Below are 11,767 nucleotides of genomic sequence, written 5' to 3'. Positions count from 1 at the left end.
ATACAGAATCAGGAGACAACATGCGCAATTCCATCCAACCAGCCGCACACGCTGTTGCTTCACACGGCACCGCGCGCACGCTTACCCGCCGCGGCGGCGCCACCAGGCAGGAGCGCCTGCGAGCACTGGGCATGCTGCCCGTGCTGGTTCTGCTGTGCGTCGGCTTCACGCTACTGACCGACAACTTCGCCAGCCTGCAAAACCTTTCAATCATCGCGCAGCAGGCGTCGATCAACCTGGTGCTGGCGGCAGGCATGACCTTCGTCATCCTGACGGGAGGAATCGACCTGTCGGTTGGCTCCATCCTGTCGATCTCGGCCGTGGCGGCAATGCTGACCTCGCTGACGCCCGAGCTTGCCGCGCTCAGCGTGCCTGCCGCCCTGCTATGCGGCCTGCTGTTCGGCCTGGTCAATGGCGCGCTGATTGCCTTCATGAAATTGCCGCCCTTCATCGTCACGCTGGGAAGCCTGACTGCAGTCCGCGGACTGGCACGGCTGGTCGGGCATGACGGCACGATCTACAACCCCGACATCGGCTTTGCCTTCATCGGTAATGGCGACGTACTGGGCGTGCCCTGGTTGGTGATTATCGCCTCGGCCGTGGTCGCGGTGTCCTGGGTCGTGCTGCGCCGGACCGTGTTGGGGCTGCAAATCTACGCCGTGGGTGGCAACGCCGAGGCGGCGCGGTTGTCAGGCATCAAGGTGTGGGTGGTGCTGCTGTTTGTCTATGCGGCATCCGGCCTGCTGGCAGGGCTCGGTGGCGTGATGTCTGCCTCGCGCCTGTACGCGGCCAACGGTCTGCAGCTCGGGCAATCTTATGAGCTGGACGCGATCGCCGCGGTGATCCTCGGGGGCACCAGCTTTGTCGGCGGGGTCGGCTCGATCGGCGGCACGCTGATCGGCGCGCTGATCATTGCTGCGCTGTCCAATGGCCTGGTGCTGCTGGGGGTGTCGGACATCTGGCAGTACATCATCAAGGGCCTGGTGATCATCGGCGCGGTGGCGCTGGACCGTTATCGCCAGAAGGGCTCGGCCCGCACCTGAGCACGTACAGGAGATAAAAGTGATCAAGCAATTCCTGACGGCAGTTGCGCTTGGTGCGTGCTGCACTGCCGGCGCCATGGCACAAACCGCGGCCACGGAAGGCGCCATGGCCACCGCGCCGCGGCAACTGAAGAAGATGGGGGTCACGTTGGGCTCGCTCGGCAACCCCTACTTCGTGGCACTGGCCCGCGGTGCCGAAACGGCCGCAAAGCAGATAAACCCGCAGGCCAAGGTTACCGTGCTGTCGGCCGACTATGACCTCAACAAGCAGTTCTCGCACATCGACAGCTTTATCGTGGCCGGCGTGGACCTGATCCTTATCAACGCGGCCGATGCTCGCGCCATCGAACCAGCCGTGCGCAAGGCGAAGAAGGCGGGCATCGTGGTGGTGGCGGTGGACGTTGCCGCAGCCGGCGCCGATGCCACGGTGCAGACCGACAACATCCAGGCCGGCGAACTGGCCTGCGGTTTTCTTGCCGAACGACTCAAGGGCCGCGGCAACCTCATCATCCAGAACGGGCCGCCGGTATCGGCCGTACTGGATCGCGTCAGGGGCTGCAAGACGGTGCTGGCCAAGCACCCTGACATCCGCATCCTGTCCGACGACCAGGACGCCAAAGGATCGCGCGAAGGCGGCCTCAACGTCATGCAGCTCTACCTCACGCGCTTTCCCAAGGTGGATGCGGTCTTCACCATCAATGACCCACAGGCCGTCGGGGCCGACCTGGCCGCCCGGCAGCTCAACCGGCGCGGCATCGTGATCGCATCGGTCGACGGAGCACCCGATATCGAGGCGGCGCTGAAGTCTGACACGCTGGTGCAGGCCTCGGCGAGCCAGGATCCGTGGGCCATTGCACGCACTGCGGTGCAACTGGGGGTGGGCATGATGAACGGTCAGCGCCCCGCCAAGCCGGTGATGTTGCTGCCCTCCACACTGGTCACGCGCGCCAATGTCCACGACTACAAGGGTTGGGCAGCACCAAGGTAGCGCCCCTGCCATACCCGAATACCTTTCAGACCTTACCTGGTGAGATGATGGATAGCCCCAAGACCGGCGCGCAGGCCCCGGAGTTCGATTTCGTATTGTTCGGCGCCACTGGCGACCTCGCCCGCCGCAAGCTCCTGCCAGCCTTGTTCGACGCGCATGCGGCAGGTGCGCTGCATCCGCGCGGGCGCATCCTCGCGCTGGGCAGTCAGCCGCTGGCCCACGAGGCCTACCTTGCCATGCTAAACGACGAGGTACTGCCCGCGCTGGCCGGCAATGCCGTGGCCTCGTCCTGGCCGGGCTTCCTGGAACGCATCGTCTACCTGCAGGTGGACGCCAATACGGAGCCGGGATTCGACGCATTGGCCGAGCTGGTGAATGCCCGGGCCGCGCCGGTGGTGGTGTGTTACCTGGCCACCGCGCCGCACCTCTTCGTCAAGATCTGCGAGCAACTGGCGCGCGTCGGCCTCACCAGCCAGCGCAGCCGCATCGTGCTGGAAAAACCGCTGGGCCTTGACCTGGAATCATCCGAGGCAATCAATTCGGCAGTGGCGAGGTTCTTCGCCGAAGAGCAGATCTATCGCATCGACCACTACCTGGGCAAGGAGTCCGTGCAGAACCTGATGGCGGTACGTTTCGGCAACGTGCTGTTCGAACCGTTGTGGCGACGCGAGTGGGTGAAGGACGTGCAGATTACCATCGCCGAGGAGCTTGGCGTGGAGCGGCGCGGCAACTTCTATGACGGCATCGGCGCGCTACGCGACATGGTGCAGAACCATCTGCTGCAGTTGCTGTGCATGGTGGCGATGGAACCGCCCACCAGTTTGTCCGAGGATGCAATCCGTGACGAGAAGCTGAAGATCCTCAAGGCGCTCAAGCCGATCCGGCCCGAGGAAGTCGCCGAGAAAGTCGTACGGGGCCAGTATTGCCGCGGCGCGGCCGGCGGCGACCCGGCGCCCGGATACGTGAGCGAGCCCGGCATTCCAGCCGAAAGCCGGACCGAAACCTTCGTCGCCATCAAAGCGGAGATCGCCAACTGGCGCTGGGCCGGCGTGCCCTTCTACCTGCGCACGGGCAAGCGCATGCAATCGCGCGTGGCGGAAATTGTCATCCAGTTCCACGAGGTGCCCCACGCCCTGTTCGCGCGCCCGCTTGGCACACCGGCGGGGAACCGGCTTGTCATTACGCTGCAACCGGAAGAAAGCATTCGGCTTTATTTCCTGACCAAGCAGCCCGGTGACACGCAGGCCCTGGTGCCAGCTTCACTAGACCTGCAGCGCCCCGGGGCAGGCACGGGCCTGCGCCGCATGGGCGCGTACGAGCGCCTGCTGCTGGATGTCATTCGCGGCCGACTCGACCTCTTCGTACGGCGGGACGAACAAGCCCAGGCCTGGCGCTGGGTCGCACCCATTCTCAAGACTTGGGAGACAACCAACGTCCCGCCCAAGCCATACACAGCCGGCTCCTGGGGACCAGCGGCCTCCAGCGCGCTGCTGTCGCGCGACGGCATGGCCTGGCATGAAGAGATGTAGTCCAAATTTGCAGTCAATGATTTGCCGATCACCGCATAGGAGTAGCCCCGATGTTGACGTCCCTCCCCGCCTGGCAAGCCTTGCGTCATCATGCCGCCAAGATTCGCCAAACCCATATGCGTGACTGGTTCGCGGGTCCGCACGGCCAGGCCCGTTCCGAGCGCCTGACGGCTGAGGCTTGCGGCCTGACCCTTGATTACGCCAAGAACCGCGTCACCGAGGAAACCCTGAACCTGCTGTTTGAGCTGGCCCGTCAGGCGCGCGTGTGCGAGCGGCGCGATGCCATGTTTGCCGGCGAACCGGTCAACACCACCGAGCGCCGCGCGGCCCTGCACATGGCGCTGCGTGCCCGCCCCGGCGATGACTACCGCGCATTGGGCGTGCCGGTAGAACCCGATGTGTCAGCCGTTCTGGCCCAAATGGAACGGTTCGCGCATGAAGTACGCAGCGGCACGTGGACAGGTTTTGACGGTCGCGCCATCACCGATGTGGTCAACATCGGCATCGGCGGATCTGACCTTGGACCACGCATGGTGTGCCGCGCGCTGGCGGAGGATGGTGAACCCGCGCCACGCGTGCATTTCGTCGCCAACGTGGACGGCTATGACCTCGCCCGCAAGCTGGCCCGCCTGGATGCCGCTACCACGCTGGTGATCGTCTGTTCCAAGACGTTCACCACGCTGGAGACGATGGCCAACGCCCATACCGCGCGCGACTGGTTTCTGCGCCATGGCGCAACGCAGGCTCACCTGGCGCGCCACTTCGTGGCCGTGTCGACCAACCGGGACGCCGTGGAGGCGTTCGGCATCGACCCTGCCAACATGTTCCCGTTCTGGGACTGGGTGGGCGGACGCTTCTCGCTGTGGTCGGCCGTGGGCCTGTCGATCGCAGTGGCAATCGGCTTTGACAGGTTCCGTCAGTTGCTCGACGGCGCCAGGGCCATGGACCGGCACTTCGCCAGTGAGGCACCGGAGCAGAACCTACCGATAATTCTGGGTCTGCTGGACGTCTGGTACCGCAGTCTGCTCGGAGCAAGCAGTCGCTGCATTGCGCCCTATTGCGAGCCGCTGGAATTGCTGCCGGCCTTCTTGCAGCAACTGGAGATGGAGAGCAACGGCAAGTCGGTGCAGCACAACGGTGCGGCGCTGGAGGTCGGCTCGGCCGCGGTGATATGGGGCACCACCGGTACCAATGGTCAGCATGCCTATTTCCAGATGGTGCACCAGGGCTCGCAACTGGTGCCGGTGGATTTCATTGCCTGCCTGGAACCGCATAGCGATCTACCCGGCCACCATACCAAGTTGCTGGCTAATTGCTTTGCGCAGGGCGAAGCACTATTGCGCGGGCGCTTCGCCGATGAGGTACTGGCCGACGGACAGACCGATGAGGCACTGGTGCCGCATCTGGTGTTCGACGGCAATCGCCCCAGCAACACCCTGTTGCTGCAGCGCCTGGATGCATTCCACCTGGGCGCCCTGCTTGCCATGTCCGAGCACCGCACATTTGTGCAGGGCGCACTTTGGAACATCAATCCCTTCGACCAATGGGGCGTGGAACTTGGAAAGATGCTGGCGCGCCCTATTGAGCGCGAACTGGAAGGCGCACCGGAGCAGCCACATGACGCCTCGACGGCAGCGCTGATCCGCCGCGCGCGCCGCACCAAAGCGATGGCGCCGGCCTGACTTACGCCATGCAAGCACAGATTCAGGAGTCATCAATGTTCAAGCCTTTGCCCCGCTACGTCGTGTTCGGCGAGGCGCTCACCGACATGGTTCGCCAGGCCGATGGAAGCTGGCTCGGCCTGCCAGGCGGTTCCTGCTGGAACGTGGCACGCGTCGGCGCGCGCCTGGGCATCGACACGGCCTTTGCCGGCGCCGTCAGCCAGGACCTGCTTGGCGATGAACTAGCCAGCGCCAGCGAGCAAGCCGGACTAGACATGCGCTTCCTGCAACGTGTCGCACGCTCGCCCTTCCTGGCGTTTGTCGCTTTGCGCCATCCCCCCCAGTACTTCTTCGTGGGCGACGACAGTGCCGACCTGCATTTCGACCCATCCCGGCTGCCGGAGGGCTGGCGCCAGGCGGCCGAAGTCATTCACTTTGGCTCGATCAGCCTGGCACGTCAGCCGCTTGCCGCGCGCCTGTGCGAAGAAGCCATGCAGGCCGCCGAAGCCGGCAAGCGGATTGCTTTCGACCCGAACTACCGCGAGCTGATGAATGCGCCGGGCTATGGCGAGGTACTTGCGCACATGCTGCGGCTGGCGTCCTACGTAAAGATTTCGGACGAAGATCTGGCGGGCCTGTTTCCCACGTTGGCCATGGACGCCGCGTTAGCACACGTGCGGTCCATGGCGCCGGACGCCACGATCATGCTCACGCGCGGGGCCGACGGCCTCACCCTGTTCCAGTCTGACAGCGTGGTGGAGCAAGCGGCATTTCGGGTAGACGTTGTGGACACCGTAGGGTGCGGGGATGCCGCCATGGGCGGCTGGATGTCCGCGGTGCTGGCCGAACCATCATCGAACCTTGCGACCCAGGCGTGTTTGGCCGCCGCCGCAGCAGCAGTGGCGGCCAGCCATGCCGGTGCATACGCCCCCTCCCGGCAAGAGCTGGAAAATATGGCCGGCCACGGCCATGACTCCTGAAATATTCGCCTAGTCTTGGAGTACTGAAGCCAGGACATGCGTCCATCCCATTGTTGCCCACCCTTTTTTGGGAGTTCAGATCATGAAGATGCGCCACATCCCCATGCTTGCCCTATCGCTCTCCGCCGCGCTCACGACGCTGGCCCAGGCCGAACCTCCAGCCAAGATGGCAGACGGTGTACTGGTTAACGCCAGCGGCATGACGCTCTATACGTTCGACAAAGACGTGCCCGGCAAGAGCATGTGCAATGACGCCTGCATCAAGCTGTGGCCGGCCGCCACTGCCGCCGCAAATGCCAAGCCCGAAGGCAGCTTCACTGTGATTAGCCGTGACGACGGGTCCAAGCAATGGGCCTACAACGGCAAGCCGCTCTACACCTACAGCGCTGACAAGCAGGCCGGCGACAAGAACGGCGACAACTTCAGGGACGTATGGCACGTCGTCAAGTGAGCGTATTTCACTGGCCGCGCCAGGCCGCGCTTGTTGTACGTACTGCCTGCAACCAGGGCGCAACCCGCCAGCGTTCCAGCCGGAGGAACCAGGAGATCACTCATGGCCTTCAATTCCCTCGCCCGCTGGCGGACAGACGAAAATTATCCGTAGAGTGCCCCCAAGATCTCGGAGGGACGCGTGATCCTGCACGTTAAGTAATGGCTCCACACTTCGCGCCACCGTTTTGCGTTTGCATCGATCCCGAACCATACTGCGTTCATCACATCCTCCAGGACGAACGTCGATGAGTCACGACGATCACCATCACGGCGGGCCGGTCCGACCTCACGCTGACACAGACGATCATGAAGGCAGCGTATTGTCCGCGATGGACCTGCGCGTACGCGCGCTCGAAACCCTTCTGATAGAAAAGGGCTATGTCGATCCCGCTGCGCTTGACATCCTCGTCGAGACGTATGAACACAAGGTCGGGCCGCATAACGGGGCGCGAGTCGTTGCAAGGGCCTGGAGCGATCCCGGCTACAGACAATGGCTTCTCGACGACGCCACCGCGGCAATTGCGTCCCTCGGCTACACGGGCAGGCAAGGCGAACATATGGTGGCCCTGGAGAATACGCCGGCTGTGCACAACATGGTGGTTTGTACCCTATGCTCGTGCTATCCATGGCCTGTGCTCGGGCTACCGCCTGTCTGGTACAAGTCGGCACCGTACCGCTCGCGCGCGGTCATCGATCCGCGCGGCGTACTGATGGAATTCGGCTTCGAACTTCCGCCCGACGTGGAAGTTCGTGTGTGGGATTCCACCGCCGAGATCCGCTATCTGGTGTTGCCAATGCGTCCACCCGGCACCGACGGCATGGGCGAGAACGCGCTCGCTGAACTCGTCACGCGCGACTCGATGATCGGCACTGGGTTGCCAAAGATGCCTGACGATCGGAAACAGGACCCCACATGAACGGCGCACAGGACCTTGGAGGCATGCAGGCATTCGGCCCAGTCCAGCCAGAGACCGATGAGCCGCCGTTTCACGCCAACTGGGAACGTCGCGTGCATGCCTTAACGCTTGCCATGGGGGCGACCGGCAAATGGAACCTCGACATGTCCCGCGCTGCTCGCGAGAGTCTGCCGCCCGTGCAATACCTCGCGAGCAGCTACTACGAGATCTGGTTCGAGGGCCTCAGGAAACTGATGCTGGCTACCGGTCTAGCCACTGCCGAAGAAATCGATAGCGGCGCATCAATGACCCCAGCGGCACCAATTCCGCGAGTGTTGGCGGGCGACCAGGTGGCTGCTGCGCTCTCGAGAGGCAGCCCGGTTGATCGTCCACCTTCCGGCGAAGCACGCTTCGTGGTCGGCGACATCGTACGGACCCGCAAGTTGCATCCGCTCACGCACACCCGGCTGCCGCGCTATTGCCGAGGCAAGCGAGGCCTGATCGTCGCACGGCATGGCGCGCATGTCTTCCCCGACACGAATGCGGTGGGAGAAGGCGAGCAACCTCAATGGCTATATACCGTGCGCTTCGAAGCTGCCGAATTGTGGGGCGCAGATACGACCGCATCGTCGGTATGCGTTGATTGCTGGGAGCGGTATCTCGATCCTGCAAACGCGCTGGCAGCCTGATATGTCCTCGACCGGAAAGACTCAGTTCATATTCCGTAGCAGCCCACAGGAGACGGCTCGCGAGGATGACGAGCCCGTCTTCGATGCACCTTGGCAGGCAGCGACCTTCGCGATAACGCTTGCGCTGCATGAGCGCGGTCTGTTCACTTGGACAGAATGGGCGGCATACCTGAACATTGCGATCCAGGACGCGCAAGCGTCTGGTGACCCGGACCACGGCGATACGTATTACACGCACTGGCTGACAGCACTCGAACGGATCGCGACGACGAAAGGTTGGGTGACAACGGACGGGTTGTTGAAATGTCGCAACGCATGGGACGAGGCAGCCCGGCGAACACCGCATGGCACGCCGATCGAACTGCGACAACCCCGGTCCGCGCCTTGACCTGTACGCGCTATCCGGAGGGGTAGCTGCCGATCACCCGCGAACGACGTCTTCAAGCGATTCCAGAAGAACGTAGTCAATTGGCACGTCGATGCCTGCCGCCTCCTCCGCGCCTGGGCGACGCCGACGTGCACCCGGCCTGCGTTGCGCGCCGCTTTTCAATGGGTCGAATTCGCTTAGGCGAACCTTCTTACCGTCCACCTGTGCGTGAAATAGCAGATTCGTCAGGCGCTCGACTTCGGTGATCGGCACCTGAAAAGTCTTGAACGCTGTGAACGGCACCACGGGTACGGCCTCGATACCGAACTGGTCAACGACCTCCGATTGGTCGAGCAGATATGCTGTCGCGAATAGCTGGTTGTTGCCGTTGATCGCCGCGACGACCTTCCAGAACTTCAAGGGGTACTGAATCTCCTTGAAGCGCTCCCAGACCGGATCGTCCTCCTGCAGCACCGGACCCGTGATGACCTGGGCCTTGACATCATCGGCCTCTATGGAGGCTTCCAGCACGTGTCTTTCCACACCTTGCCACAGTTCCTTGTTCTGATTGAATTTGGCGTGCTGCGGCGTGCAGTTGGTCCAGTGGCATGTATCTGCGGCGGACTGCAGCGCAATCTTGCGCGATCTGCCGAACTCCAGATCTTCACGCCGCGTCAGATGTCCGCGGTCGAACTGGTTCTTCTTGTAATAGAAGCCGGAAACCTGGGACTCCAAAGGAATGCGTGGATCCTCTCTCCACTGATCCGGTGGGCGGGACATGTCAAAGCGGCCGCCGAAGTCGACGTTAGCTGCGGAGTAGATGGCAAATCGCCGTTTGCTGTGCATCACGACACTGTAGTTGTGGTACTTCAGCACTTGCGGGTCGGCATTCGCCGCCGGCTTGATCAACCTGGTGGCAACCTGAGCGAGCGCTGGCTGCATTTCGGGGAGATAGACCTTATTGCCGCCACCAAGAAAGTCTTCGTCATATCCTTTGCGAGATGCATATGTGGCATCGAACGGCACATCGAATGGTGCCTGCGCCTGCTGCGTTTTGCGCGCTTCGGCAAACGCGGCGGCTTCAAGCGAGGACTCGCCGCCAGCCACGACCCTCGCCCCTCCTGCCCGGTCGATTTCCAACGTCACCGTCACGGTGCGACTGACTTCGAAGTCCATGTTTGCTACTCCTTCCATGTTGGCGGCCGCATGGCGGGCATTCGTGGTGGCGCGCGCAAGACGCGCGACTGGTGCGATTGGTGCGACAGGAGCGGATGTATTGCGAAGCGCGTCCACCGAATCCGGCAGGATACGAGCACTCGCAGGCGTCGCCCGGAAGATTGGCTGCAGTAACGGATGCGTTGGCAGTGCCTGACTCAACGTTTCGACGATTCGCGATACCCGGATGCCTTCGTTCGCAATCCACTTGATATCCTGATCACCATGCCGGGCAGGGTCATAGTCCTGTCCGCTGATGGTCTGAATGCGACCGTCCTTTTGCAGCGGAACTCCACTGTGATGTAAAGCAACGACGTACCAGTCGTTATTGAAGGTGGGGGAGCCGGATGAACCACCAAGCGTGTCGGTCGAGTACCAGAGCACGTCGGTGTCACGCTTGATGAGCTTGTTCTCCCGTACGCAAACCTGCTTGCGCTCCCCATTGGGATGCTGAATGATGGTCAGCCACTCGCCGTCGACCACTTTGCCCGTGCTCCCGACCAGTGGCAGGCATCCATATTCCGAAAGTGGCGTTTGCCCGATGTCCGGGGTTGGCGCCACTGCTACCACGGTGAAGTCAAGCTGCGCGGAAGTGAAAAACAGTTGGGTTGGCTCCAGCGAGAAGCTCACTGCTTTCAGCGGCTGGCCGTCAATGTCTGCCTCGTATTCGAACTGCGCCGTTGACCGCGCGGCAGCGCCGGCATTCTCCAGCACATGGTGATTGGTGATGATGACCCGCGGCGCGATCAAGAATCCCGTTCCATAGCCGAAGAGTTGCCCGGAAGCCGTGCGAATGACAATCCGCGAAACTGCGCGCGCGGCTCGCGCGCCGCGCGCAAGGTAATTGACGCTTTGCAGTTCATTGCCGGCGATGATCCGCTCGAAAAATTCCTGCGACTCCTTGGGGTCGCGCAGGCTTTCGTCAAGAAACTGCTTTCTCTCGGCAAGTTGCTCGGGGGTGCTGAGTTGAGCGGGCGTCTTGTCACGCGCATAGTCAGCGAGTGCCCGCAGATCCAGGCCAGCGCTTCTCTCTTTCGCCTTCTGGATCTCGTTTAACCACAATCCCATTTGCGCCTCCCGCCTGAAAAGTTCGACGCCTCGTTTGTGCTCGCGCTCATTGCTCATTGTGATGAACTGCGATGACGGAAATCTGACAGCGTAAGGCGCGCACCTACGCCGAAGCCGCCGAACGATGGTCTGCGGCCTGCCGTGATACAGCCAAAGGATAGATCCACGCCACCGTCAGGAATGTCATCCAGAAGTAGGAGACTTGTTCAAAGTCTTTTAACCGCGATTGAAGCAATGTCAAAGAGCATTACCGGCCAATCCAGCCCTTTAGGCCAGCCGTGCCGGCGGCTCCGGACAATAATCTGAACCGCGATGCTGGATGCCGATTCAACCGGGGATACGGTACTGATCGCCCCCCCCTGATCTTGCATCGACGCGGAGCGCGTCAGGGTGGCGTGGGCCAAAGGCTTGCGATCGAAAGACACGGCACTGTTGCTGCAAGGTAGGCGTGTCCTGAAGGCCGTCGGTTCACATGGGATTACTTAGGCATTCTGATTCCCACCAGATCTGGTGAGAATCAGAAGAATGGAAGCACGTGCACGAGGGCGGCGCCCGGGTTCGATGAACTACTCCAGGGTGTTTCGGGCGATGGTTGTCTCCGAGCCCCCTTATCGTGCAACGCTCCCCAGGCGTTGCCAGGTCCCCAACACCTGACAATATTCTGTTGGCAACACCCCACCACTCGCCGCACTACCGGCAACACCCCGCGCGCCGGCGCACCCCTCCCCCCACCCGCAAACCCAACCCCATCAAGGCTTTCCAGATTCTTTCGAAAATCTGCCCTGCGCTGGCACGCTTGCTGCGATATCAGTACCGAGCGCAACACTAACCCGGTGCTC

The 11,767-nt window shown here is 62.4% G+C and carries 10 protein-coding genes; 9 read left to right on the top strand and 1 reads right to left on the bottom strand.

Annotation, left to right across the window (positions count from 1 at the left end; genetic code table 11):
• Window positions 1–20: 20 nt before the first annotated feature.
• The 9 genes from ACO550_RS33990 (at window position 21) to ACO550_RS33950 (ending at window position 8,666) form a co-directional block, all read left to right on the top strand.
• On the top strand, window positions 21–1,043 hold the full coding sequence (locus ACO550_RS33990; RefSeq protein ID WP_315596899.1) for an ABC transporter permease subunit: 1,023 nt from the start codon (window positions 21–23) through the stop codon (window positions 1,041–1,043).
• Window positions 1,044–1,119: 76 nt separating this feature from the next.
• Window positions 1,120–2,031: an ABC transporter substrate-binding protein gene (locus ACO550_RS33985; protein ID WP_315596907.1), complete on the top strand. Its 912-nt coding sequence runs from the start codon at window positions 1,120–1,122 to the stop codon at window positions 2,029–2,031.
• 47 nt (window positions 2,032–2,078) lie between these two features.
• Complete coding sequence (zwf, locus tag ACO550_RS33980; RefSeq protein ID WP_315596908.1) at window positions 2,079–3,560, top strand: glucose-6-phosphate dehydrogenase; 1,482 nt, start codon at window positions 2,079–2,081, stop codon at window positions 3,558–3,560.
• Window positions 3,561–3,610: 50 nt separating this feature from the next.
• Window positions 3,611–5,242, top strand: coding sequence for a glucose-6-phosphate isomerase (gene pgi / locus ACO550_RS33975; RefSeq protein ID WP_315596900.1), 1,632 nt, complete (start codon window positions 3,611–3,613; stop codon window positions 5,240–5,242).
• Window positions 5,243–5,277: 35 nt separating this feature from the next.
• Window positions 5,278–6,201, top strand: coding sequence for a PfkB family carbohydrate kinase (locus tag ACO550_RS33970; protein WP_315596901.1), 924 nt, complete (start codon window positions 5,278–5,280; stop codon window positions 6,199–6,201).
• Between the two features lie 82 nt (window positions 6,202–6,283).
• Window positions 6,284–6,652, top strand: a complete 369-nt coding sequence (locus ACO550_RS33965; RefSeq protein WP_315596902.1) for a hypothetical protein — start codon at window positions 6,284–6,286, stop codon at window positions 6,650–6,652.
• A 286-nt stretch (window positions 6,653–6,938) separates the two neighbouring features.
• Window positions 6,939–7,610 carry a nitrile hydratase subunit alpha gene (gene nthA / locus ACO550_RS33960; RefSeq protein ID WP_315596903.1) on the top strand — a complete coding sequence of 224 codons (672 nt, stop codon included), beginning with the start codon at window positions 6,939–6,941 and terminating at the stop codon, window positions 7,608–7,610.
• A complete protein-coding gene (gene nthB, locus ACO550_RS33955) occupies window positions 7,607–8,278 on the top strand; it encodes a nitrile hydratase subunit beta (protein ID WP_315596904.1) in 672 nt (223 codons plus the stop codon). The genes nthA and nthB overlap by 4 nt, the downstream gene beginning before the upstream one ends.
• A 1-nt stretch (window position 8,279) precedes the next feature.
• On the top strand, window positions 8,280–8,666 hold the full coding sequence (locus ACO550_RS33950) for a nitrile hydratase accessory protein (RefSeq protein ID WP_315596905.1): 387 nt from the start codon (window positions 8,280–8,282) through the stop codon (window positions 8,664–8,666).
• Between the two features lie 33 nt (window positions 8,667–8,699).
• Here the strand turns inward: ACO550_RS33950 and ACO550_RS33945 are convergent, their stop codons facing one another.
• Window positions 8,700–10,985 (bottom strand): DNA/RNA non-specific endonuclease, encoded by a 2,286-nt coding sequence (locus tag ACO550_RS33945; protein ID WP_315596906.1) that lies wholly within the window; start codon window positions 10,983–10,985, stop codon window positions 8,700–8,702.
• Window positions 10,986–11,767: the final 782 nt, after the last annotated feature.

Source organism: Cupriavidus sp., assembly GCF_057315035.1.
The sequence above is the reverse complement of the archived record's forward strand: the minus strand, read 5'-3'. Positions and strand labels throughout refer to the sequence as shown.

Excerpts from the sequence above, each read along its gene's own strand:
- ACO550_RS33965 (WP_315596902.1), top strand. The coding sequence starts at position 6,284 with ATGAAGATGCGCCACATCCCCATGCTTGCCCTATCGCTCTCCGCCGCG.
- ACO550_RS33950 (WP_315596905.1), top strand. The coding sequence starts at position 8,280 with ATGTCCTCGACCGGAAAGACTCAGTTCATATTCCGTAGCAGCCCACAG.
- nthA (WP_315596903.1), top strand. The coding sequence starts at position 6,939 with ATGAGTCACGACGATCACCATCACGGCGGGCCGGTCCGACCTCACGCT.
- pgi (WP_315596900.1), top strand. The coding sequence starts at position 3,611 with ATGTTGACGTCCCTCCCCGCCTGGCAAGCCTTGCGTCATCATGCCGCC.
- ACO550_RS33945 (WP_315596906.1), bottom strand. The coding sequence starts at position 10,985 with ATGAGCAATGAGCGCGAGCACAAACGAGGCGTCGAACTTTTCAGGCGG.
- nthB (WP_315596904.1), top strand. The coding sequence starts at position 7,607 with ATGAACGGCGCACAGGACCTTGGAGGCATGCAGGCATTCGGCCCAGTC.
- ACO550_RS33970 (WP_315596901.1), top strand. The coding sequence starts at position 5,278 with ATGTTCAAGCCTTTGCCCCGCTACGTCGTGTTCGGCGAGGCGCTCACC.
- ACO550_RS33985 (WP_315596907.1), top strand. The coding sequence starts at position 1,120 with ATGGCACAAACCGCGGCCACGGAAGGCGCCATGGCCACCGCGCCGCGG.
- ACO550_RS33990 (WP_315596899.1), top strand. The coding sequence starts at position 21 with ATGCGCAATTCCATCCAACCAGCCGCACACGCTGTTGCTTCACACGGC.
- zwf (WP_315596908.1), top strand. The coding sequence starts at position 2,079 with ATGGATAGCCCCAAGACCGGCGCGCAGGCCCCGGAGTTCGATTTCGTA.